Source organism: Sulfitobacter donghicola DSW-25 = KCTC 12864 = JCM 14565 (genome assembly GCF_000622405.1).
Lineage (GTDB): Bacteria > Pseudomonadota > Alphaproteobacteria > Rhodobacterales > Rhodobacteraceae > Sulfitobacter > Sulfitobacter donghicola.
Map to the genome: position 1 here is coordinate 947,422 of NZ_JASF01000005.1, position 25,327 is coordinate 972,748.

Sequence of the window (25,327 nt, forward strand, 5' to 3'; positions counted from 1 at the left end):
GACGTAAAGTGAGCGGCACAAAATCTTACCTTTTCATTACGTGCATGGTACATTCCAAACTGCTTACCTATGTTCAAATCAATGAGTAAAAATTTTCATATACTTCGCAGCTTGCAATCAAGCGAACGCGTTGTCGCAGAGAGTGAGCTTCTTCTGGAGCCCGGCGTAGTTATCGTTTTGGCTGAACCAGGGGCAGGAAAAACAGCTTTACTGGCGAATTTCGCTCGCAGGTTTGATACCAAAGCCACCAAAGCGAGCTGTTATTTTGAACCGAGCGCATCATCTTGCCAAATAGTCGATGCTTTTGATGAAGTAGCTCGACTTGGAGCTCAAGATATTGGCCAAATACTATCGAAAATCCGTGCAACCGGAGCAGATCGAATTGTTCTTTCCAGCCGCTCTGGAGAATGGGAGAAATCTCAAACTCAGTTGGTCAAAGATGTGTTTGATATCGAGCCGGTAGTCGTCCAGCTTTTACCGCTTACTGAGCATGAACGACGTCAACTTTTCGCGCACGAACTACCCGATGAGAATTTCGACGACTTCATAGTGCAGGTTCAGCGCTTTGACCTTGGACTCTTGTTGGGAAATCCAGAGTTCCTCAAGTTGTTTGCTGCCGCCTACATTGAAAGTGGTAGACTCTTTAAATCGAGGAAAGCGGTGTTCGATGATGCGATCAAACATCTTGCTCACGAAGCAAACGAGGCAATATCGCAAAGAGGAGCCCCTACGAGAAATCAAAGGGTTGCTTGGGCAGAAGAAGTCTTCGCCAAGGTCTTACTTTCAGGCGCGGTGGGGGTTTCCATCGCGGGAAGATTGCAGGACGATACGTTCCCCAACTTAGGAGATTTGGGTATAGATAGCATTCAATTGCCGTCAATACTGGACACCAAACTCTTCAAGCCAGCAACCGGTGAAGGCTTACATGAACCTATACATAGGATAGTTGCCGAATATGGTGCAGCCAGATATTTGATCCGGCTGGTTGATGATGCCGGCCATATCTTTTCGATGCGACAGTGCTTGTCAGTTATTGCTCCAAATGGGACCACACGCGATGAACTCCGAGGTTTGCTGGGGTGGATGGCCGCATTGGGGTCACAGTCGGTACAAAATGCTGCAATAGAAGTCGATCCTTACGCCGTTCTCGGTAACGGCGATCCATCCATGCTGTCAGAAAATTCCAAGCTATATCTTCTGAAAGAATTACAGAAGCTTCAAGTACACGACCCACACTTTCGCAGGAGTGACCGATGGCGCAATTTCAGCGCTGCAGGCTTTTTCACTCCGTCAGTCATTCAAGCCGTCAGACCAATTCTACTGAAACAAAACGATGATGATGAACTTCGTATGCTGTTGCTAGAGCTGCTTGAAGGATCACCCGCAAATGCGGAGCTGGTCCCTGAATTACAAGAATTGATATTTAATGAAGAAGTGCCAAAGCAGGTTAGAACTCGGGCGCAAATGCAATTGGGCAGTGTCACAACACACAATCACAAGCCTGACTTTGATCGCTTGGTTAAATCTGGAACTCCAGATGCACTTGAGCTTGCGGCAGAGATATGTGTCGACGCAGGTGTTGAGAATTTTGAAGCTGATCAACTGGCCTTACTGCTCAGAGCCAATGCACAAACAGTGCCTCGTGACTTCGATCGATTGTATGCTCTTAAGAAAGTTACCCAAAGCTTAAACTTGGAGGCTACCGAACGTCTTCTGAATGAACTTACGGATAAACTCTCCTGTACCTGCAAAGCCAAAGACGCCCACGATTGCCATTGTCGGGACAGTATCAGTAAGACCGTGGGATCTCTACTGGACAGGTTTTTCACACTTGCAGCAGATACTGCTGATCCAGCGAAGGTGTGGGGTTGGATAAAAAACCTGAACTTTCATAATCAAGCCCGTTCCAAGGATAGCGCCGCAGTTCGAGCATTGCAGGAAAATAACTGTCTTCGCCAACAAATCCAACAATCTGCATTTGCAAACGTGACGGATGAAGATGAAATATGGAAAATTTACTCAAATACCTTTGGATGGCAGGGGCACTCTGGTCTTGGGTTTCAGATGGCTGATGAACTCGCGATGGTCGAGATCGCTTTTGAAACCAACAACCTCAATCTTTGGTGCAGGTTTCTATCCGGCCACCGCTATTACAATAAACCCGAAAATCGAGGCCCCAACCCTTTGCGGCATGTGATGCGACTTCATGCCAATGCAAATCCTGAGTTTATGACCTCTTGGGTGCAACGCAACAAAATAGCGAAGAGGCAATGGCAAGAGGGGCGGTACCGTAGAGGACGATTTGATAGCCGACGCACAAGGCGAGATCGACGAATAGCGAAGCGCAACGAGCGATCCCTGCGCGAAGACAAAGAACAGATCGAAGCGGGAGAGTGTTGGAGGTGGCTGAGCTTTATGGCTTCTCTTTACTTATCAGCACCAGAAAGACTGAGTGAAGAGTTTGGCGGAAAGGTTGATGTCGAAAAATCATTGCTCAGCAGCTTTACTGGCCAAGCGGCTGACATCCCTTCCTTGGATCAACTGGGTCAGGGAGCCCAACATCGCTCAGTGCAAATCCTTCATGCGGCTTGCTTGTTACAATTCCGAATTTCAAATGACCTCTCAGCGATTGACCAAAAAATTCTGAAAGCAGTGAAGTTAGATATTGGAGGGTATAAAAACCTCCAGAAAACAGAGGTGGTAAGTTTCGAGGCAGAAGTAGACCGTTGCCTGTTTTGCAAGGTTGAACGCGAACAGTATCTCCGAGATTTGATCGAACCTCAGTTGAACCAAAACCGGTTTATTGATTTGAGTTGGCTGGATCGAAAGGTTGAATTTCAGGCGTTTAGATCGACTTTACCTACGGAATGGTTGGCTCTGCATCCAACACTATCCTACCAAGTCTTAGATAAGCTGTTTGATATGGCCGCTATGTATGGAGATCGGGACACGTTAACGGGCTTGATCCGCAAGAATTGTAACATCCTTTTTCGACAGATTGGGCCTTTTACGAAAGTGGATCCGAGAGCATTTTGGTTTTTGCGATACTTCTATTTTGTTGACGATACCAAGCCTGAAATTTGGAATTGGCTGACAGCCGATCCGAATAACATATTTGCTCTGCAGCAACACGCTGGTCGCAAGCGCCATGGCGAAGAAACGGGTTGGCCTGACCTGACAGCTCGTAAAATTCAATTTGTCTTGCAGTCGTTTATAGGCTCTTGGCCAGAAGTACATCTACCAAGTAGTCACGGTACAGGAAGCCCAAAAACAGAAACTGCTTATAGATACCTGACCGAAGTCATCTGGACGATCGGCAGAGACCAGCCGGAACGTGCCCTTCCTGTTCTCGATGATCTTCGAAAAGATTCCCGGTTTAAAACACTGGATTCAACATTGAGAACCATCAGAGCTACTGTGCTGCGGACAAATGCACATCAGGATTGGGCTCCACCAAAACCTGGGGGGATTGTTGCGTTACTGGAGCATGCCGAGATCGCCAGTGTTGAGCACATGAGAACTTTGATCCTTGAAAATCTGGAGGAATTACAGGCCGAAATTCGCGGGAGTGATCTTGATCTTTTGGACATCTTTTACTCGGGCGACGACCATCTAATGGAAAACGCATCAACCAAGCGCATCGTGACACTTTTAAGGCCGAAGCTCCAGTCCTTGAACATTTCGGATGTAATTGAGCATCAGATGAAGGATGCCAAGCGTTGTGATTTCACGGCCTCAAAGATGGTAGACGGCAGCCGACAAATGTTGGTAGTCGAGGTTAAAGGCCAGTGGAACCCAGAACTGTACACAGCTGCGAGCGCCCAGCTCTTCGATCGTTATGCAATTCACCAAGATGCCGGGCAACAAGGAATCTATTTGGTGCTATGGTTTGGTCCAAATGGAACGATTGCTGGGCGTAAAGATCCAGCAGTTATCTCTGCTGCTGATCTCTACGAGAAAATCAAAGAATCTGTGCCCCATGACCTCCGCGGTCAAATTGACGTTTTCGTGCTGGATCTCGCGCGATAACAAGGCCCAGCTTATGCGTCGGCTTGTTGTGCCGTCACGCTGTCCTGTGGAGACAGGCCGATCAGCTCGAATTTAGAAGCATCAAAATTGTTGTTGGCACTTCCAGCAGATTGACCCTGCCGCTACGCTTTTAGCCTATGCTGGTGCATCGGGCTGAATAATCTGTAAGTGCCAAAGGTATCAGCTCAAAACTCCGATGATATTCAATGTCTGTTGAGCGTTCTCAGTCAACTGTCAGCGCAGATTCTATGATGATCTTCAAGTCTTCGGCAACGACGAACCCCTCTGGAATCGCAAACTCATCAAGTAGCCTGTCGTTCTCACCAGCAGTTTTAACGATTTGCTTCAGTGCCTTGTGCAGTTTTTTTCCTTTCACCGTTGTGGGTGACTTTCCACCAGCAGCATCCCAAAGACCAACTGCGTCTGGAGAGCCGCCATCCGGCCAAAGTGCATAAACTATCTTTTTTCGTTTCTCAAGAAAGTGATCTCGGGCTTTTCCAATCGTAGCTGCAGCTTCGCGACGCCATTCTTCAGCATCCGCCTCGCTCACCTTGTATAAGGCGGCCAGGTATTTCGCTGAACAAAAATACCCCTCAAGGTCAGAACCTGCCGTAACCCAAGGATATACACCTTCAGTTGAAAAACTGTCTCGCCATTTCGCGGCTTCTTCATCAGTCATAAAATCACCATCTCGATGAATAGCAGCTTTGACTTTGAGTTCACCGTCTACAAGTAGACCCTCTAGAAATTTGTCGCGAGGTAAGTTGTCTATTCCGAAGCAACGGCATACTGATACTTGCGCTGATAGACTGGGCCATTGCCTAAGAATTGCTCTAAGGGGTCTATCATCTTCATCTTCAACAAAAAACAACACAGACTTATCCAAGCCACCCCATCCGAGCAACCGGCGAATTGCTTCATCGTCATCAGTTTGAACAACCCCGTCTCTCATCCACACAAGTTTAGAAACAAGGCTTGCTGCTCTAACGATGTTGGGGCTGTGAGTTGTAAGAATAATTTGAGTTTCCAACTCTTTCGAGGCAAGCTCTAAAGCCTCAATAAGCCGCTCCTGCTTGTCCGGATGAAGGTGTGCATCTGGTTCATCGATAAGCATCAGCCTCGGTTTGAATAGAATTAGATACGCAAAAATCTGAACAACTTGCAAAATTCCAGTCGCAGCCGTTTCCAAAGGACGAGCGTTTCCATTCTGAATGTCCGTGATGGAGGCAGAAATGTGAAAATCTTCGCGTTCATCAAACGACACGTCGATGGAAGAGTTGGGATGAACCCTCTTAATCAATCGATTAAGCGCCTTGAGCCGAATTTGTCCCTCTCCGGGGTCAGTGTCATCACTACTATCGGTGCTCAAATTGTATAGAATATTTCTCAACACTCCTCCGGCATCCCCACTTGATGCCTGGCGACGCAACGTAGGTTGAGCCAGAATAGTTTCCCTTTCGGAAAGACCAGCCAACCCTGGTATATATGCAGTTATAAACTGGTACCGTTGCTTGTAAGGGGTAACGGCACTTCCGCCTTCCATATAGGCGGTTATCCCACCTTTGTTTCGAGCCGCACGTATTCGTACTGTGGTCTGAATCTTTTCGTCTTGGTCCGAAACATGCTTGAAGTACACTTCAACAGCATCCGATTTCGATCCCGTTTTAAGCTCTCCATTGTGTAAAGTTTTCAAAGGATCACTCGAAGGAATGTAGTCGAGCCTCTCAAAGGATATCATTTCCTTCTGATTTTTTGGTAATACATAGCTTGCCGCTCTGGCCGCCCAGTGTATCGCCTGTAGCACCGATGATTTGCCACTTCCGTTTGGCCCGACCAAGATCGTTACATTCCCAAGCGGTATTTCGGCTTCTTTGGCCGCCTTGAAATTTCGAACGTGTATTCCGGTTAAGGGCGTCCAACGTTTCGCCCTTGTCGAGCGAGAGTCGACAAGGCGAGCACCTGAGATTTCTTCAATTGTCGTATCAATTTCAGGTTCATCGAAATCAAGTTCATCGAATGCATTCAGGCTTACTTCCCGCGTCAATACGCCATTTAAGAGCCCGATTTGCTTCAAGATTTCAGCGTCTGATCCCTCATCAAACCTGACAAGGAAGCCGTATACTTCCCCATCATTTCCCTCAATTTCTTCTAATTCCCAAGTGACGTCATTTAAATGGTCAGGATTCACTCCCCATTCAGCTGCAATAGCGTGAATTTGGCCGTCAGCCTCGATGTCAGATTGATCCACTTAATTTGTCCCAAAAATGCGCCTATATGTTGGGTACAGGAGTGGTCATTCTCTCGTAAAGCAAAAGTTTTTCAACCTAGATTTGGTATCATCAGCATTTTCAAAAATAAAGACGGCGAGAGGTTGGAAATCTACTCTTCACCATCAAACTGTTTGCCAAAGCGGAGCTTGGATAACGCAGCAACGCAAAGCCGCTTTCCGTCAGGCTCGGCACCACTTGCCTGCCCGGCATGTAGGGAAAGTCGGATCCCCATCGGTCAATGAAGCAAAGGCCGCGCAGTGGCAATCGCAGCCCTTTCGATCATCCGCTTAACGGTCCTCAGGCTCGGGCCACTCATGTCTCCGTGACAAGTCCAGATGATCTCTTCGAGAGCTGTGATCACCTCATCTGGAAGTTCACTCGCCTTACCCAAGCGCTGCGCGAAACCAATCAAATGCTGCTTAGATACTTGTTGGAGTTCCAACGGCGGACAGCGGCTCAAAAGGGGCTCGGGAAGGCCACGCAAACTATTCGCCGTCAGCACCCAACCGACCCACGAGAGATCAAATTGAACCCGGTAGTATGGGCATTGCCAAGTCTTCGCTGTCATTCTTTCCAAGAGAGGCAAAAGGCCATCGGTCAAGCTGAAACGCAGCCCTTTCTCTGAGGTCACGTCTCCCGCCTTTTCCACTTCATCAACAACAATAATCGGATTAGCACATCTCTCTCTGATGATCGTCTCAATGACCTTACCAGGCCCGGCACTTCCCCACCCGCGCTGCGATCCAACCAGAGCAAAGCTGGCAGGCTCACCGGTAGCATCAATGACAGTAGTCGGCACTTCAAGCAGGTTGCCCAGCCTCCGCGCCCAGTGGGATTTGCCGACACCCGGTGGGCCGAGAAGCAAAAGTGGCGCAAACTGGATGCTGGGACGGCCCTCGCGAACGGATTTCCGCATCGCGTGCCAGATGTGCTCGGTGGCAGGAGCCATCCAAGGCATCTCCTCATGCAGGGCCGCAGCAAGGACGTCGGCATCATGTTCGTTGGAAACTCTCGAGACCGTCGCACCGTTCTGTAGCCTGCGAAGGGCAGTGCGCTCCTCGGTCCTCAGGTGCTGCATCCCTGTCGCTGCTTCCTGCAGCTCAACATATCTCAAAGCGCGCCTCTCGATCTTGATCTTATCTCGAGTCGAAAGAGAGTTCGCAGAAAGTTCGAACGTTTCCGTCGGTCCATCTTCTGCAAATCTCTCAGTTTGCTCGGCGGCGCATCGCTGCTCGCGAAAGCCTCTCAGAAATCGCGAGAACCTCCGCTCAAGTTCGGCGACCGTAGGGGTTTTGTCGAAGAAGCGAACGTTCGCGATTGGGATGTTTGATTTAAGCATAACGGATTCCTTTCAGATCCCAGTACACAGCTTTGCCATGCACCGGTTGCCTGACCGAGGGTCTGACATTGAGAATGATATGAAAGGCTCCGGAGCCTTGGAACGTATAAAGAACAAACCTATCGCCGCGTCAACGCTACTCACCGATACTTAAGACAAGCAGATGAGGCAGCACTCCATCTGATAGAAAAACCCCTTAAGTCACTGATACAAAAAGAAACCACCGGCAACTCTTGCTGCCGGTGGTCATTTGATCTGGGTCGAGAGGACAAAAAAACCTACATAATGGTCATTTTATGGTGTGTCTCACAACACCCTTAGACATCCCTCTTAGCCGCATTTGCTATGGCCACAGCTACCGCATGTCATGCAGCCTTCAACCATACGCAAATCATACTGGCCGCAGCTGGGGCAGGCTTTACCCTTTGGCTGATCCAAACCAACGATTTTCGCCTGTGGGTCAGATTTCAACCCCATGCCTTCGCCTTCGATAAATCCTGTAGCAACCATATGCTGTTCGATCACACTACCAATCGCGGCAAGGATAGACGGGATGTATTTACCCCCCATCCACGCTCCACCGCGCGGGTCGAATACGGCTTTCAGCTCTTCAACAACAAAGGACACATCGCCACCGCGACGGAACACTGCCGAAACCATCCGCGTCAATGCGACGGTCCATGCGAAATGCTCCATGTTTTTGGAGTTAATGAACACCTCAAACGGACGACGGTGCCCCCCGACGATCAGATCGTTGACCGTGATGTAGAGCGCATGTTCGCTATCGGGCCATTTGATCTTGTAGGTTGATCCCTCCAACTCTTCTGGGCGATCCAATGGCTCGGACATATAGATGACATCGCCATGCGGTTCCTGCGGTTCCTCGCCATTGTGGCTAACGACTTCTGGCGCCTGCTTTTTATCCTCGGAAACGGAAAGAACAGAACCGGTCACATCGTTTGGACGATAGGTTGTGCAGCCCTTACAGCCGGTGTCCCACGCCTCCATGTAGACCTCTTTGAATGTATCAAACGAGATGTCTTCCGGGCAGTTAATCGTTTTCGAAATACTGGAGTCGATCCATTTCTGCGCTGCCGCCTGCATTTTCACGTGCTCTAGTGGCGCCAGTGTCTGTGCATTGACGAAATAGTCGGGCAGCTCACGGTCGCCGAATTTTTCACGCCACATCTGCACGGCATAATCTACAACTTCTTCTTCGGTACGGCTGCCGTCCTTTTGCAGAACCTTGCGTGTGTAGGCGTAGGCAAAGACTGGCTCGATCCCCGAAGAAACATTGCCCGCATATAGGCTGATCGTACCCGTCGGCGCGATAGAGGTCAGCAGCGCGTTGCGGATGCCGTGGGTACGGATCGCTTCGCGCACATCCTCATCCATGGCACGCATGGTGCCAGACGCCAGATATTCTTCGGCGTCAAACAGCGGGAATGCGCCTTTTTCCTTTGCCAACTCCACCGAGGCCAGATACGCGGCGCGCGCAATCGCGTGCATCCACTGCTCCGTCTGACGCGCCGCCTCGTCCGAGCCATAGCGCAGCCCCAACATCAAAAGCGCATCCGCCAGCCCCGTAACACCAAGGCCGATCCGACGTTTGTTTTTGGCTTCTTGCGCTTGGGCTTCCAACGGGAACTGGGACACATCAACGACGTTATCCATCATGCGAACCGATGTCGCGACCAGCTCATTCAGGGCAGTTACGTCCAGCGCGGCAGCGTCCTCAAACGGTGCACTTACAAGACGCGCCAAATTGATCGAGCCCAGCAGACAGGCGCCATAGGGTGGCAGAGGTTGCTCACCACATGGATTGGTCGCGGCGATTGTTTCGCAATAGCTCAGGTTATTTGCCTTGTTGATGCGGTCGATGAAAATCACACCTGGCTCGGCGAAATCATATGTCGCTTGCATGATCGCGTTCCACAGGTCCAGCGCCTGAACAGTCTTATAGACCTTCCCGTCAAACTTTAGATCCCACGGGCCGTTTGCCTTGACCGCTTCCATAAACGGGTCCGTAATCAGAACAGACATGTTGAACATGCGCAAACGTGCAGCGTCTGATTTTGCTGTGATGAAATCCTCTACATCAGGGTGGTCACAGCGCATGGTTGCCATCATAGCACCGCGGCGCGATCCCGCAGACATGATCGTGCGGCACATCGCATCCCAAACATCCATAAACGACAGCGGGCCAGATGCATCTGCCGAAACACCCAAAACGTCAGCGCCTTTGGGACGGATGGTAGAGAAATCATAGCCGATCCCGCCGCCCTGCTGCATGGTTAGGGCCGCCTCTTTCAACATGTCGAAAATGCCGGACATGCTGTCAGGCACAGTGCCCATAACAAAACAGTTAAACAGCGTTACGCGGCGCGCGGTACCTGCACCCGCTGTGATACGGCCAGCTGGCAGATATTTAAAATCTTCCAGCGCCTCGAAAAACGTTTCTTCCCAGCCTTCTTTGTCATTCTCTACCTGCGCCAGATCATGCGCGATGCGGCGCCATGTATCCTCGACGGTGACGTCGTGGGGCGTACCATCAGCCGCTTTGAAACGGTATTTCATATCCCAAATCTGTTCGGCGATTGGGGCAGCAAAGCGGGTCATGGCGATTCCTTGAATGATAGTGTGGAGGTGGCAGACCATAGCCTAAAGCACAAAAAACACCACCATTCTTTCGATGATTTTCGGTCTTGCAACCACAAGAGTTTGCATCTAGTTCCCCATGCCCTACCCTATGATGTGGCTCGGGTGAGTCTGTGGATAATTTGGTGGGTAAATCTATGAGCAACAAGACCGTTAATCTTATCAAACTGTCCGTCGGCACCGAAAGTGTTGAACAACTGGCCGAATGGCAGACACTGCGCGCCCAAAAATCCGTTGATGGTTTCACGTTCCATACCACTCGCATGTGGCCCAAACGCGAGGCCGAAATACTGAATGGCGGTTCTATTTACTGGGTCATCAAGGGCGAAATCTCTGCGCGCCAGAGAATCATCCGCTTTGACGAAAAAATTGGCGAGGATGGCATCCGCCGTTGTTCGATTGTCTTGGACAACGAAATCATCCCGACAGTATCTGCCCTCAAACGCCCCTTTCAAGGGTGGCGATACCTTACCCCTGATGACGCGCCAGCTGACCTTCCCAAAGGGCGCGATTCAGAAGAGGCATTGCCCGTCGAACTGAACCGCGCCTTGGCCGAAATCGGTGTGATCTAAACCAGCTTTTCCAGCAATTTATCAAGGCACGCACGTTCAGCACTGTCCATGTCAGCGACGCGTGATTGCCACAGCGTCGCCTGACTGCGCAGCATTAATCCGTCCGACAGGATTTTCAGGTGGTTCGCCCGCAATGTTTCACCCGTTGATGTAATATCGGCAATGGCTTCGGCTGTTTCATTGGCGACGCTGCCCTCTGTTGCGCCTTGGCTGTCTACCAATGCGTAATCCGCAACCCCTGCTTCGCGCAGGAATTCACGCACCAAACGGTGATATTTCGTCGCGATGCGCATACGATATCCATGGGTCTCGCGAAAAGCTGCCGCAGCCGCGTCCAGATCATGCAGCGTATCCACATCCGTCCACCCTTGGGGCACGGCAAGGATCAAATCCGCATGCCCAAACCCCAGCTCGGCGACTGGTTCGACCGACTGATCCCACAGCGCCAGCTTTTCCTGAACCAAATCGGTTCCTGTTACGCCCAGATGAATACGACCAGCGGCCAGCTCACGCGGGATTTCACCCGCCGAGAGCAAAACCAATGCAACGCCATCGATCCCTTCGACCACGCCCGCGTATTCCCGTTCTGACCCCGTTCGCGCCAGCTGAATACCGCGGACACCAAACCAGTCAAAAGTCTTTTCCATCAACCGTCCTTTGGACGGGACACCCAGCTTAATGGTCATTGGCTGCTCTCCAGTTCCAACATCACACCGGGGCGCATGACACCGCCTACCGCAGGAATTTCACGCCCTTGGCCCAGACGGCGGGTTAACGCATCATACCGCCCACCTGTTGCCAGCGGTGGCAGATCAGGGCGATCAACCGAACGGAACCCAAAGACAAAGCCGTCATAATATTCCATCGACGTGCGCCCATAGCTTCCTTCAAAAGCCAGCTTATCGACATCCACACCACGGGATTTCAATGCATCCTTACGGGCAACCACACCTGCAACAGCAGGGATAATCACCGGCAAATCAACCGACAAATCATGCAGCTGCTCTATCGCATCAGGCAGCGAGGCTGAAATATCCAAAAGCGCTTCGATCAGATCGACATCTTTTTGAGAAATCGGCGGTGTCTTGGCGTCTTCTCTCAGGGCTGCGATACGGTGATCAATCTCATGCTGACGCCGCGCGCCGACCAATGGCGCCCCAGCATCCACATCCCCTGCCAGCAACGCTTCACGCGTGGGCGAAACAGGAACCCCGCCGGAAAAGCGCTCTAGCAGCGCACGGAAACGGCGCGGTCGCCAGATATGGCGCATCAGGGCCTTTTTGCGCATGTCGCTGGTATCTAGACCCTCTACAACGGCCATCAACACACCAATATCACCCGTAACGGCCCGAACGCGGTAAGGTTCCAATGCGTTGGCGATCAGCGCGAAAACTTCCGCGTCACTCGCCGCTGGATCAGCGCGTTCAAAAACTTCGTAGCCAACCTGCACATATTCATTTGCGCGAGCGGGATCATTTTCCTGCCGCCTGAAAACTTCGCCAGCATAGGTATAGCGGGCCGGTTCGGCGCCAATGGCCATATGCATCTGCACCACTGGAACCGTGAAATCCGGCCGCAGCATCTGCTCTCCGCGCAAAGCATCCGAGGTCACATAAGCGCGCGCACGAATATCTTCACCGTACAAATCCAGCAAAGTATCGGCTGGTTGCAGGATAGGCGGCTCTACCGCTTGGGCGCCTTGCGCCTCAAAGCCCGCACGCAGCTGCGCGGCTTTTGCGTTTGTTTCTGCTCGTGTTGGCATTAGCTGTAAAGCTCCAGAATTTCGCGCACTTTCGCAACCAGATCACCGCGCGCGACTTCGTATTGGCTGGGGCGGTCACGCCATTCTTCCAATGTTGCGCCTTCGGCCATCTTTGCCCCAAGGATCAGATCCTTGATTTGGATCACGCCGCGCTCATGCTCTTCGCCGCCTTCGATCACTGCGATCGGGCTGCCGCGTTTATCGGCGTATTTCAACTGGTTGCCAAAGTTCTTGGGATTCCCAAGGTAAACTTCCGCACGGATGCCAGCCTGCCGCAGCTCGGCCACCATTTCCTGATAATCCGCCATGCGCGCCTTATCCATCACCGTCACAACAACCGGACCCTGAGACGTGGTATCCATCCGCCCCTTGGCATGCAAAGCGGCCAATAGACGATCAACGCCAATCGACACACCCGTTGCGGGCACTTCCTGTCCAGTGAAACGCTTCACTAGGTCATCATAACGACCACCCCCCGCAACTGAACCAAAGTTGCGCGCGCGCCCTTTGTCGTCTTTGATCTCGAATGTCAGCTCGGCCTCATAAACAGGGCCAGTGTAATACCCCAGCCCACGAACAACAGAGGGGTCAATTTCGATCCGGTCAGGTCCGTAACCGCCCGCCGCCAACAGCTCGGCGATGGTCTCCAGCTCGGACACACCTTCGATGCCTACCGCGCTGTCACCGACCAGTTCACGCAAGCGCGCACAAGTGGCAGCGCCATCGCCACGTTTGGCCTGCATAAAGCCCATGACCACATCGGCCTGAGCATCGCCAAGCCCTGCACCATCGGTAAAATCACCGCTGTCGTCTTTGCGGCCTTCCCCCAGCAGCGCACGCACGCCATCCGGCCCAAGGCGGTCCAGCTTGTCAATCGCGCGCAAGACAATGCCGCGCTCGGCCTCTTTGTCATCGCCAGACAGGCCAGCAACCTCTAGAACGCCATTCAAGACCTTTCGGTTATTCACCCGCACAACATAATCGCCGCGAGCAATGCCAACCTCTTCGAGGCAATCAGATAACATCGCGCAAATTTCTGCATCCGCAGCGACCGACCCAGCACCTACCGTATCCGCATCACATTGGTAAAACTGGCGATACCGCCCCGGACCTGGTTTTTCGTTGCGCCAAACAGGCCCCATCGCATAACGGCGATAGGGCGTGGGCAAATCGTTGCGGTGTTGGGCATAAACCCGAGCCAGCGGCGCCGTCAGATCATAGCGCAGCGCCAGCCAATCCCCCTGCTTTTCCGATTCCGCATCTTCTTGCCATGCAAAAACACCTTCATTCGGGCGATCGACATCTGGCAAAAACTTGCCCAGCGCTTCAACCTTTTCCACTGCCGCGCTTTCCAAAGCGTCAAAACCGTATCGATGATATACGCCTGCAATCTTGGCCAGCATTTCAGCGCGCTGCGTAACTTCGGCACCGAAATAATCACGAAACCCGCGTGGCGTTTCCGCCTTTGGGCGTGGGGTCTTTTTAGGCTTAGCCATGACATACCTCGAAAAGGATAAAATCTCGCCTCGGCTCTAACGGATGCAGGGGCGCGGGGCAAGCAACAGCAGGGAGATCATCGTTCAGCGTGACCCTTTGCAACGGGCTCCAGAATAGCATCGCAGCCCTGCAGGGCTGTGTCCGTAGGATCAAGCCCATTGCGGAACAGCGCGAAGCGGCCTAGGTGGGCACCATGGAACAGTTAGAAGAACAAATCGCTCACCTACTCCGCGCCGTTGATGATCTTTCGGATATTGTTGCGCACCAACAGGATGAAATCGACCGCCTGAACAGGCGCGTTGAGATGTTGATGCGACGTGAAGGCGAACGAGAGGCCTCTGGCAGCGGCGGCGTTGTCGTCGGAGACGAACGCCCCCCTCACTATTAAGTCGTTCAGTTTACTGACTTTACCGCTGACGCAACGACCTCGCCATCGTGCACCAGAAACTCTTTCCATTTTCCATTGTGCTCGTGAAATTCATACGCGCTGACAAACGCTGCCAGACCGTCCAGCTTGTCAATCTTGACGCCACATGGCTCTTTCTTACGGGCACGGCAGACTTTTGATTTCACTTTATCATAGGCCTCGTCGGTCTTGGCGTAGGGCAAATGTTTACCTGCAGGGCTAAAGCGAATTTGTTCATAAAATGAAGGCTTCCCAAAAAGGGCATTCGCCGCGGTAAACTGACGCGGACAATTGTCACCAAAGCCCGTTATATAAAAAGTACGCTTATCCCGCACGCTGGGATTGCTGTCATACAAGGCAAACCCGCGCCGGCCAGATCCATCCAGTTTTTTGCCTAGCGATTTGCCTTTGGCTTCGCAGACACGTGCAATCTCGCCAAATGCCAAAACGGTCCCCAGTGGAACGTCGCGTGCATCAGGGCCTGTTCGCGGCTTGTCCTTTTTGGTCGCCCCGCCAAACAATCCGATACCCCGTTTTTTTTCAGGCTCATCCACTGGCGGGGTCGCGGGTTCTGCTGGCAGAGCGGCCAATTCAATGGCCGACGCCGATTCTACTGGGGTTGTTTCAATAACCACAGGTTCAGATTGTGATGCAGCAACATCGGCGGCAACGGCTGCAGCGGCATCGCTATTTGCAACCCGTTTCACCAAGCCGCTAAAGAAACCACCCGTTTCTTTGCTCTTGGGTTCTTCAGCCACTTGCGCAGGCACATCCCCTTCTGCGGCCTCGGTGCCAAGGAATCCTTCGCGTGCAACTTCTTGCGCATCGGGCAGAGCCGCAGCAGTGGCGTCTTCGCTTACGTCAACATCCGTCAGACGGTCGACACCCGCAAGCGGATCACCACAGGCGGCAAGGGTCAATAAAACAACGGCAACTAGTAAATGGCGCAAGGCGATACTCCCAAGGATTGCGGCACTGCTTAACGAAGCTACGCAGGGCCGTCCAGCAAGTCTAGAGGTGCGGGATCAACACACCAACCATGGGTTGTGGTCTAGATTTCCTCGACCTCCAAAACACCACTCAGAGAACGGATCGCACCTTTTATTTTGGGGGTCACGGGGAATTCAGCCCCCAAATCCACTTCCACCTCACCCGGCAGGGCCGGATCCATCAGACACAAGTGAACCGGTCCTTTTCCGCCTGTCCTAGCGGCCTGTTTCGCCCCTGCCAGCACTTCGGCAACCGAGGCAACGGCATTCGGGCTTTCGATAAAGATGCGCAGGCCCATCCCGCCGACATCCGCCACAGCCATTTCAATCGGCGCAACGCTGCGCCCCAATAGCTTTAGCTGGTCGCTTTCCATAGTCGCCTCAACCGTGACAACAACCTTTGATCCCGTTTCCAGATGATCGCGGCACGCTTCCAACGTATCCGAAAACAGCGTGACCTCATACGCGCCAGCCGGATCAGACATCTGCGCAAAGGCAAACCTGTTGCCGCGCGCTGATTTACGCTCTTGCCGCCCTGCGACAACGCCCGCCAGCCGCGCATTCATTGCGCCGCGATCCGCCACCTTATCCGTCAACTCATCCAGCGTCAGGAAAGGCACCCCACGGTCGTTACCCCATTTGCGTTTGAGCGGCCCCATGTAATCATCCAACGGGTGACCAGACAGGTAAAAGCCAACCGCCTTGAACTCTTCGGTCAGCCGCTCTGGTGCTTCCCAATCATCTACGGGTGACATGCGCGGTTCGGGCAGATCATCCCCTGCTTCACCGAAAAGGGAAACCTGATTAGACGCCTTCTGTTCGTGAATAGCCGCAGAATAGGCGACCAGCCCATCCAGCGCGCCAAACACGCGGCGGCGATTGGAATCCAGCACATCAAATGCGCCTGATCGTGCCAGCATCTCCAGCGGACGTTTACCGACACGCTTCAGGTCAACACGCCGCGCCAAATCATAGAGTGTAGCAAAGGGTTTACCGTCCCTGCCCTCGGTGATCAGCTTCATCGCCTCTACACCAACGTTCTTAAGCGCGCCCAGCGCATAAACCAGAGCCCCATCCACAACCTTAAACGTCGCATCCGAGCGGTTCACGCAGGGCGGCACCCACGGAAGCTCAAGCCGCTTGCGGACCTCTTCGAAATACACGGCCAGTTTGTCGGTCAGGTGAATATCGCAGTTCATCACGCCCGCCATAAATTCAACAGGGTGGTTCGCCTTGAGCCATGCCGTCTGATAGCTCACCACCGCATAAGCGGCCGCGTGGGATTTGTTAAAGCCGTAGTTGGCGAATTTCTCCAAAAGGTCGAAAACTTCCGAGGCCTTCTTTTTATCGACGCCATTTTCCATGGCGCCTTTTTCGAACTTCGGACGTTCCTTCGCCATTTCTTCGGCGATCTTTTTACCCATGGCGCGGCGCAACAGGTCAGCCCCGCCCAGCGAATAACCCGCCATCACCTGAGCAATCTGCATAACCTGTTCTTGGTAAACAATAATGCCCTGAGTTTCCTCTAGGATATGGTCAATAGACGGGTGGACGGATTCCCGTTCTTTCTGACCGTTTTTCACCTCGCAATAGGTCGGAATATTCTCCATCGGACCCGGACGGTACAGCGCCACAAGGGCAACAATATCCTCGATACAGTTGGGCTTCATGCGCTTCAGCGCATCCATCATCCCCGAGCTTTCCACCTGAAAAACCGCAACCGTTTTGGCCGCTGCATACAGCTTGTAGGACGCCTCATCATCCAGCGGGATGGTCGCGATATCGTCTAGCAGCCCCTCTGGCGGTTCAAATAGCTCGGTTCCGTCTGCGGAGATATGCAAATGCCGACCCGACGCTTTGATCTGGTCCACCGCGTTTTGGATCACGGTCAGGGTTTTAAGCCCCAAAAAGTCGAACTTGACCAACCCTGCTTGTTCGACCCATTTCATGTTGAACTGGGTGGCAGGCATATCAGATCGAGGATCCTGATAAAGCGGCACTAGCGCGTCTAACGGACGATCACCAATCACCACACCCGCCGCGTGTGTCGAAGCGTTGCGCAGCAAGCCTTCCACCTGCTGGCCATACTCCAACAGCCGCGCAACAACCTCTTCGGACCTCGCCTCTTCGCGCAAGCGCGGCTCATCCGCCAATGCTTTTTCGATGCTGACAGGTTTCACGCCCTCCACGGGGATCATCTTGCTTAGGCGATCTACCTGACCGTAAGGCATCTGCAAAACGCGCCCGATGTCGCGCACGGCCGCTTTGGACAAAAGCGCACCAAAGGTGATGATCTGCCCCACCTTGTCGCGGCCATATTTCTCCTGAACATAGCGGATCACCTCTTCGCGGCGATCCATGCAAAAGTCGATATCGAAATCGGGCATGGAAACCCGTTCGGGGTTCAAAAAGCGTTCGAACAACAGCGAATAGCGCAGCGGATCAAGATCGGTAATCAGCAACGCATAGGCCACCAAACTACCCGCACCAGAACCACGCCCTGGCCCAACAGGAATGCCCTGATCCTTGGCCCATTTAATGAAATCCGCAACGATCAGAAAATAGCCGGGAAATCCCATGCCCTCAATGATGCCCAGCTCAAACTCAAGCCGCTCTTCGTACACCGAAACTTCGGCAGCATGAGGAATGATCGCCAACCGTGCCTTTAGCCCCTCTTGGGCCTGACGGCGCAGCTCGGCGACCTCGTCATCAGCAAACTTGGGAAGGATCGGATCGCGGCGATAGGATTGAAAGGCGCAGCGCTTGGCGATCTCGACTGTGTTTTCAATCGCTTCCGGCAGGTCAGCGAATAGCGTGACCATTTCGGCCTGTGATTTGAAATAATGCTGGGGCGACAGGCGGCGGCGGCCATCCTGTTGGTCCACATAGGCGCCCTCAGAAATGCAGATCAACGCATCGTGGGCTTCATACATTGACGAGGCTGGAAAATAGACATCATTCGTCGCAACCAGCGGGATTTCCATGGCATAGGCCATCTCGATCAATCCCCGTTCAGTTGTGCGCTCGACCTCAGGTGCGCCGTTTTCTGTGGGGTGGCGTTGCAGCTCGACATAAAGGCGGTCACCGAAATAGCTGTGCAGCGATTTCATCAATTCTTCGGCGGCGGGGCGCTGGCCATTTTGCAGCAGCATCCCCACAGGCCCGTTCGGCCCGCCCGTAAGACAAATCACATCCTCGCTGTTGGCGGCCAGTTCGTCCAACGTCACCTGAGGGATCGCGCCACCATTATCGAGATATAGGCACGAGTTCAGCTTCATCAGATGCTCATACCCCCGCTCGGTCTGGGCAAGCAGGACTAACGGCGCTGGTGGGCGCGCACGCTCACCCGGTTGGGGTTTTACAAACTCCAGATCCACCTGACACCCGATGATCGGCTGGATACCAGCCCCCGACATAGCCACCGAAAACTCCAACGCCGCAAACATGTTGTTTGTATCCGTCAGCGCAAGCGCGGGCATCTCGGCCTGCGCGCACATCGCGGGCAGCTTTTTCAGCCGCAACGCCCCTTCCAAAAGGGAATACTCGGTGTGGGTACGCAGGTGAATGAATCGAGGGGAATTGCTCATGGCATGAGTGTAATCGCAATCTCGAAGAGCCTCTATAGGGAAATGAGGGCCACGCCAGCCATCCCCTAAATCCGCTAACCCTAGCGAAAGAACAGTGACGCAATTACAGGCAGTTAGGGCGCTGGAATTTCAATAGCGCACCCTTACTTGGCCAAAATGCTTGCCAAATCCCTGCTCCGCGCCGTAGCCTGTGTCAGGCTTGTGTTCTACGCCGCATCGAACGCATCTCGCTTAGAATTTGGTACCGCGGCAGAGTTCTTCCCATGCACGTTTCGTTTTCGCTCAATGGGTCGCCTGTCACTTTGACGAACCCTTCCCCGACGATGACCCTATTGGACTGGCTGCGCGAACACCAAAACCTGAAAGGCACCAAAGAAGGCTGCAATGAAGGGGATTGTGGGGCCTGCACAGTGATGGTCACCGATGCCGATGGCGCGCGCGCCCTCAATGCTTGCATCCTTTTTCTTCCGCAACTTTCCGGCAAACATGTCACCACCGTAGAGGGGTTGGCCGCGCCAGATGGGCAACTGCATCCGGTGCAAACCGCGATGATCGACCACCACGGCAGCCAATGCGGTTTCTGCACCCCCGGCTTTGTGATGAGCATGGCAACATCGCACGTAAACGGCGAAACCGATCATGATACCGCTTTGGCTGGCAACCTGTGCCGCTGCACCGGCTATGCCCCGATTATACGTGCGGCAAAAGCTGCCGAAGGTGCGGATATCCCGCCCCATTTGCCTCGGGCTGCGGGGTTCACGGCGCCCAGTCTGCAAGACACGGCATCTTCCACGCCGCCTTCTTTCCACCAACCCCACTCTTCTGATGAACTGGCCGAGATTTACACCTCAACCCCCGATGCGACGCTGATCGCGGGTGCTACGGACGTGGGTTTATGGGTCACTAAACAGTTCCGCGAATTAGGGCCTGTTATCTTTTTATCAGGGTGCCAAGACCTGCGCGGCATCGAAAAAACTTCGCAGGGGTGGCGCATTGGTGCCATGACGACCATTGCCCAAGTTGAAACCACCCTTGCTAGTGATTTCCCCAGCCTCGGCGCCATGCTGCGACGCTATGGTTCAAAACAGGTGCGCGCGGCAGCAACGATTGGGGGCAATATCGCAAACGGCTCCCCCATTGGGGACGCAAGCCCTGCTATGATCGCTTTGGGGGCCTCACTACATTTGAGGCGCGGTGCAGAGCGGCGGCAAATACCAATAGAGGATTTCTTTATCTCTTATGGCAAACAGGACCGCCAGCAGGGCGAATTCGTCGAGGCGATCACAATCCCCAAGCAAGCGGATAGCCTGTTCTGTTACAAGTTATCCAAACGCTTTGATCAGGATATTTCAGCTGTTTGTGGCTGTTTCAACCTACCCAACGACGGCAAAACATTCGGTAGCGTACGGATGGCGTTTGGCGGCATGGCTGGCACCCCGTCCCGTGCGCTTCGGGCCGAGGCCAAACTGTCTGGAAAGACCGTCACACTGCAATCCATTACAGAAGCCGCCGAAGCCATGGCCGAGGATTACACCCCCCTCACAGACATGCGCGCATCAGCCAGCTACCGTATGCAAGCGGCGCAAAATCTGTTGCGGCGGGCCTTTTTCGACATCACAGGCGCTCAAACCGATGTGCAGGGGGTTTCGCTATGAGCGCTTCGAAGTCTCTGCCCCATGATGCGGCGCGCCTGCATGTTACGGGTGCCGCGCGGTATATAGATGATGCACCGACGCCAAATGGCACATTACATCTGGCTTTTGGCGTCAGTACGCAGGCGTATGGTGAAATAGCCGCAATGGATCTGAGCGCTGTCAAAAACTGCGCTGGCGTCATCGCCGTATTAACCGCAGATGATCTGCCCTTTGAAAATGATGTCTCCCCCTCCAATCACGACGAGCCTCTATTGGCCATGGGTGAGGTTCACTATATCGGCCAGCCGATATTCCTAGTCATTGCAACCAGCCACCGCGCCGCCCGTTTTGCTGCGCAGCAGGGGCAAATCGACTATGATATCAAAACACCGATCCTAAGCATCGACGAGGCCCTCGCAGCCGACAGCCGATTTGAGGAAGGGCCGCGCATCTATTCCAATGGGGATGCAGCAGCTGCGCTCGCTAAGGCGACAAACCGGTTGTCGGGGCAGCTAGAAGTTGGTGGGCAGGAGCATTTCTATCTGGAAGGCCAAGCGGCCTTTGCCCTGCCCGGTGAAGATGGCGAGATGTTCGTGCAAAGCTCGACCCAGCACCCTACCGAAATTCAGCACAAAGTCGCCGAGGCCATTGGCCTGCCCATGCATGCCGTCCGCGTTGAAACACGCCGCATGGGTGGTGGATTTGGGGGCAAGGAAAGTCAGGGGAACGCTTTGGCCGTGTCCTGCGCAATCGCGGCCCGTGCCACTGGCAAACCTTGCAAGATGCGATACGACCGCGACGATGACATGACCATCACCGGCAAGCGCCATGATTTCCGAATAGAATACGATGTCGGTTTTGACGGCGACGGTCGGGTCACGGGGATCGCGTTTACCCACTATGCGCGCTGTGGCTGGGCGATGGATCTTAGCCTGCCTGTCGCGGACCGTGCGATGCTGCATGCTGATAATGCCTATCACCTTCCAGACATCCGGATTACTTCGCATCGCTTAAGGACCAACACACAAAGCGCAACTGCCTTTCGCGGGTTTGGCGGCCCTCAGGGGGTTGTCGGGATCGAACGGGTGATGGACCACATCGCCAGCCATCTGGATCTCGACCCGCTGGCCGTGCGGCGCAAAAATTACTACCAAGACGACGATACCGAACAAACCACGCCTTATCGGCAGCCCGTAAAAGATTGCATCATCAACAGCCTGACCAATCGGCTAAGCACAGATGCCACCTATGCCGAACGCCGCGCCGAGATACAGAGCTGGAACGCCCAGCAGCCCGTTCTAAAACGTGGCATCGCGCTTACCCCCGTCAAATTTGGCATTTCCTTTACCCTCACACATCTCAATCAGGCGGGGGCATTGGTGCATGTCTATCAAGACGGCTCGATTCATCTAAACCACGGCGGCACCGAGATGGGCCAAGGCCTATTTCAAAAACTCGCCCAAATTGCGGCATCAGAATTTGGCGTCCCGATAGAGCTGGTCAAGATCACGGCAACCGATACGGCGAAAGTTCCCAACACCTCTGCGACCGCCGCCAGTTCGGGCACCGATCTAAACGGGATGGCCGTTCTGGATGCCTGCACAACCATACGCAACCGAATGGCGCAGCACCTAAGCGAAAGCGCCGGATGCCCGCTCGACAGTATTTCCTTTAAAAATGGCCACGTCAGTATAGGCAACCAGACGCTCGGCTTTGCCGAGGCTGCGCAGCGTTGTTATCAATCGCGTATCAGCCTGTCTGCTACGGGTTTTTATAAAACCCCTGATATCCAATGGGATCGGATCAAAGGGGAAGGCCAACCGTTTTTCTACTTTGCATATGGCGCCGCGATCACCGAGGTCGTGATCAATACACTTACAGGCGAGAACCGCATTTTGCGCGCCGATATCCTGCATGACGCGGGGCAATCCCTTAACCCCGCATTGGATATCGGGCAGGTTGAGGGCGGTTATGTTCAAGGGGCGGGGTGGCTTACAACCGAAGAGCTGGTTTGGGATGATCGCGGGGCCCTGAAAACCCATGCTCCCTCGACCTATAAAATACCTGCCTGCTCGGATCGGCCAGATATCTTTAACGTCGCCCTTTGGGATCAACCAAACCCCGCGCGCACGATCTACCGTTCTAAAGCCGTAGGCGAGCCTCCGTTTATGTTGGGCATATCCGCATGGTCCGCCCTTGCGGATGCAATTGCCAACTGTGGCCCCGCCTACCCAGACCTGCAAACCCCAGCAACGGCAGAGGCGGTTCTGGCAGCTGTGGAACGGGCGCGCGATGGCTGAGGCGATCTGGATTGAAATCACCAAGGTCCGCGGCTCTGCCCCTCGTGATGCGGGGACCGTGATGAAGATCACGGCGACAGACACAAATGGAACCATTGGCGGCGGCGCGTTGGAATACCGTGCCATCGCCACTGCGCGTAAAATCCTAGATGCTAACGCGCCCGAACAAACCGAGACGATCCCACTAGGCCCAAGTTTAGGCCAATGCTGCGGGGGCGTTGTTACACTAAATTACTCCTACGCCCCAAAAGGGTTCGTCGCGTTGGATCAGTTCCACGTCCACCAACTGAAACCAAACCCTTCCCATCCCAAATTTCTTTGGGTTTGGGGTGCAGGCCATGTAGGGCGCGAGGTAATTGCCCAGTCCCATCCGCAGGCATTTAACATCACATGGGTGGACAGCACCGCAGATCGTTTTCCCAAACGCAATTACAAACACGTCACCATCACCCCAGCCGCTGACATGCCGCGCCTCGCGGCGCGCGCGCCAACCTACGCCCATCACCTCATCTTTACCTATTCACACGAGATAGACCTTGGCCTGTGCGCCGCTTTGCTAAAACGCGGGGCCGCCAGCATTGGGCTGATCGGATCAGAGACCAAATGGGCACGGTTTTCCAAGCGCCTGCGCGAAATGGGCCTTGATCCCAGCCCGATCACCTGCCCCATTGGGGATAAATCTCTTGGCAAAGCCCCCCACGCCATTGCACAAGGCACGGTGCAATCGTTAATGGCCAGCAAATAACGCAAGGTTTTATCACATGACCCAACCGCTGTTATCCCTTTCGTCTCTGACCAAAGCCTATCCTGGTGTGATCGCGAACGAAGACGTATCGCTAAGCATCGCCCCGGGTGAGGTGCACGCGTTGCTGGGGGAAAACGGCGCGGGGAAATCCACGCTTGTAAAGATGATCTATGGGTTGGTGAAACCCGACAGCGGCCAGATGCAGATGAATGGGGCCCCTTTTGCCCCCTCTGAACCGCGACAAGCCCGTGCGGCAGGTGTCGGGATGGTTTTTCAACATTTCTCGCTGTTCGACGCCCTAAGCGTGGCCGAAAACATCGCCCTTGGCATGGAGAACGCGCCAAAGCTAAACGCGCTGTCTGCACGGATCACCGAAGTCTCCGAGGCCTATGGCCTCCCGCTTGCGCCTGATCGCATCGTCGGTGACCTGTCCGCAGGGGAACGCCAGCGCGTCGAGATCATTCGCTGCCTCCTTCAAGACCCCAAACTGTTGATCATGGATGAACCGACATCGGTATTGACCCCTCAGGAGGTCGACGTTCTGTTCCAAACCCTGCGCAAGCTCAGCGCTGAAGGAACGGCAATTCTCTATATCTCTCACAAACTCGAAGAAATCCGCACCCTCTGTGACAATGCTACGATCCTGCGTTTGGGTCAGGTTGTGGGCCATTGCGCACCACGCGAAACCACCGCACGAGACATGGCCGAGATGATGGTGGGCAAGCTGCTGCAAACCCCGACACGCGCAAGCCAAAGCGCGGGAGACGTTATGTTGAAACTATCCCGCCTCAGCGCTCCGGCCCCCAATGCCTTTGGCATGGCTCTGAAGGATATTTCGCTAGAGCTTCGCGCGGGCGAGATTTTGGGCATCGGCGGTGTTGCCGGAAATGGGCAGGACGAGCTGCTGGCCGCTCTTTCGGGTGAGCGGCCCGTGGGGCGTGGCATGCTGGATTTCAAAGGCGAAGACATTGGCGCGATGGGGCCAACTGCGCGGCGAAAACGCGGGATTTTAGCCGCGCCCGAAGAACGCATGGGGCATGCGGCGGCACCAGATATGTCGCTGATCGAAAACGCGATGTTAACAGGGGCAGTGCGCGAAAACCTCGACAAAGGCGGCTTTTTGGATTGGCAAGCCGCCACGCGTTTTGCAGAAAGCATCATATCGAAATTCGATGTCCGCACACCCAGCGCCAGATCAGCAGCGCGGTCGCTTTCTGGCGGGAACTTGCAGAAATTTGTCATCGGTCGCGAGGTGCTGCAGCGCCCTGAAGTTTTGGTTGTGAACCAGCCGACTTGGGGGGTGGATGCCTCTGCTGCTGCGTCGATCCGCCAAGCCTTATTGGACCTTGCGCAAAACGGCGCGGCCTTGATTGTGATCAGTCAGGATTTGGACGAGCTGATGGAGATTTCCGACCGCTTTGCCGCGTTGAACGAAGGGCGGCTATCCGAACCTCGCCCCGCGCAGGGGATCACCGTCGAAGAGATTGGCCTGTTGATGGGCGGCGCGCATGGGATGGAGGTTGCCCATGGTTGATTTCT

At 53.9% G+C, this 25,327-nt stretch carries 15 protein-coding genes; 7 read left to right on the forward strand and 8 right to left on the reverse strand.

The window, feature by feature from the left end; all coding sequences use genetic code 11:
- Nucleotides 1-69 precede the first annotated feature (69 nt).
- Complete coding sequence (locus Z948_RS0105625; protein ID WP_025058592.1) at nucleotides 70-4,029, forward strand: NACHT domain-containing protein; 3,960 nt, start codon at nucleotides 70-72, stop codon at nucleotides 4,027-4,029.
- A 223-nt stretch (nucleotides 4,030-4,252) separates the two neighbouring features.
- Here the strand turns inward: Z948_RS0105625 and Z948_RS17845 are convergent, their stop codons facing one another.
- The 3 genes from Z948_RS17845 to Z948_RS0105640 all read right to left on the reverse strand — a co-directional run bounded on the left by Z948_RS17845 (nucleotide 4,253) and on the right by Z948_RS0105640 (nucleotide 10,257).
- Nucleotides 4,253-6,277, reverse strand: a complete 2,025-nt coding sequence (locus Z948_RS17845) for an ATP-dependent nuclease (RefSeq protein WP_025058593.1) — start codon at nucleotides 6,275-6,277, stop codon at nucleotides 4,253-4,255.
- A gap of 257 nt (nucleotides 6,278-6,534) precedes the next feature.
- Nucleotides 6,535-7,638: an AAA family ATPase gene (locus Z948_RS0105635; protein WP_025058594.1), complete on the reverse strand. Its 1,104-nt coding sequence runs from the start codon at nucleotides 7,636-7,638 to the stop codon at nucleotides 6,535-6,537.
- A 330-nt stretch (nucleotides 7,639-7,968) separates the two neighbouring features.
- Nucleotides 7,969-10,257 (reverse strand): adenosylcobalamin-dependent ribonucleoside-diphosphate reductase, encoded by a 2,289-nt coding sequence (locus Z948_RS0105640; RefSeq protein ID WP_025058595.1) that lies wholly within the window; start codon nucleotides 10,255-10,257, stop codon nucleotides 7,969-7,971.
- 176 nt (nucleotides 10,258-10,433) lie between these two features.
- On the opposite strand from Z948_RS0105640, the gene Z948_RS0105645 reads away from it, so the two are divergent.
- Nucleotides 10,434-10,868: a DUF1489 family protein gene (locus tag Z948_RS0105645; RefSeq protein WP_025058596.1), complete on the forward strand. Its 435-nt coding sequence runs from the start codon at nucleotides 10,434-10,436 to the stop codon at nucleotides 10,866-10,868.
- Here the strand turns inward: Z948_RS0105645 and hisG are convergent.
- Genes hisG through hisS form a run of 3 tightly spaced genes read right to left on the reverse strand, consistent with a single transcriptional unit; the run spans nucleotide 10,865 to nucleotide 14,126 of the window.
- Nucleotides 10,865-11,554 (reverse strand): ATP phosphoribosyltransferase, encoded by a 690-nt coding sequence (gene hisG / locus Z948_RS0105650; protein WP_025058597.1) that lies wholly within the window; start codon nucleotides 11,552-11,554, stop codon nucleotides 10,865-10,867. The two genes, Z948_RS0105645 and hisG, sit on opposite strands and share 4 nt — an antisense overlap.
- The gene (locus Z948_RS0105655; protein ID WP_025058598.1) at nucleotides 11,551-12,630 is read right to left on the reverse strand and encodes an ATP phosphoribosyltransferase regulatory subunit; all 1,080 of its coding nucleotides are present in this window, start codon (nucleotides 12,628-12,630) and stop codon (nucleotides 11,551-11,553) included. The genes hisG and Z948_RS0105655 overlap by 4 nt, the downstream gene beginning before the upstream one ends.
- Nucleotides 12,630-14,126: a histidine--tRNA ligase gene (gene hisS, locus Z948_RS0105660; RefSeq protein WP_025058599.1), complete on the reverse strand. Its 1,497-nt coding sequence runs from the start codon at nucleotides 14,124-14,126 to the stop codon at nucleotides 12,630-12,632. Before hisS ends, Z948_RS0105655 begins: the two co-directional genes overlap by 1 nt.
- 194 nt (nucleotides 14,127-14,320) lie before the next feature.
- Between hisS and Z948_RS0105665 the strand changes: the two genes are divergently transcribed.
- Entirely contained in the window at nucleotides 14,321-14,515 is a 195-nt protein-coding gene (locus Z948_RS0105665; RefSeq protein WP_025058600.1) for a SlyX family protein, read from the forward strand.
- 5 nt (nucleotides 14,516-14,520) lie between these two features.
- Here the strand turns inward: Z948_RS0105665 and Z948_RS0105670 are convergent, their stop codons facing one another.
- Both Z948_RS0105670 and dnaE read right to left on the reverse strand, forming a co-directional pair.
- The gene (locus tag Z948_RS0105670) at nucleotides 14,521-15,483 is read right to left on the reverse strand and encodes a hypothetical protein (RefSeq protein WP_025058601.1); all 963 of its coding nucleotides are present in this window, start codon (nucleotides 15,481-15,483) and stop codon (nucleotides 14,521-14,523) included.
- A gap of 101 nt (nucleotides 15,484-15,584) precedes the next feature.
- On the reverse strand, nucleotides 15,585-19,109 hold the full coding sequence (dnaE, locus tag Z948_RS0105675) for a DNA polymerase III subunit alpha (protein WP_025058602.1): 3,525 nt from the start codon (nucleotides 19,107-19,109) through the stop codon (nucleotides 15,585-15,587).
- Between the two features lie 263 nt (nucleotides 19,110-19,372).
- On the opposite strand from dnaE, the gene xdhA reads away from it, so the two are divergent.
- Genes xdhA through Z948_RS0105695 form a run of 4 tightly spaced genes read left to right on the forward strand, consistent with a single transcriptional unit; the run spans nucleotide 19,373 to nucleotide 25,322 of the window.
- Complete coding sequence (gene xdhA / locus Z948_RS0105680; protein WP_025058603.1) at nucleotides 19,373-20,764, forward strand: xanthine dehydrogenase small subunit; 1,392 nt, start codon at nucleotides 19,373-19,375, stop codon at nucleotides 20,762-20,764.
- The gene (gene xdhB / locus Z948_RS0105685; protein ID WP_025058604.1) at nucleotides 20,761-23,043 is read left to right on the forward strand and encodes a xanthine dehydrogenase molybdopterin binding subunit; all 2,283 of its coding nucleotides are present in this window, start codon (nucleotides 20,761-20,763) and stop codon (nucleotides 23,041-23,043) included. The genes xdhA and xdhB overlap by 4 nt, the downstream gene beginning before the upstream one ends.
- Entirely contained in the window at nucleotides 23,036-23,788 is a 753-nt protein-coding gene (gene xdhC / locus Z948_RS0105690; RefSeq protein WP_025058605.1) for a xanthine dehydrogenase accessory protein XdhC, read from the forward strand. The genes xdhB and xdhC overlap by 8 nt, the downstream gene beginning before the upstream one ends.
- A gap of 16 nt (nucleotides 23,789-23,804) precedes the next feature.
- On the forward strand, nucleotides 23,805-25,322 hold the full coding sequence (locus tag Z948_RS0105695) for an ABC transporter ATP-binding protein (RefSeq protein ID WP_025058606.1): 1,518 nt from the start codon (nucleotides 23,805-23,807) through the stop codon (nucleotides 25,320-25,322).
- The last annotated feature ends 5 nt before the right edge of the window (nucleotides 25,323-25,327 follow it).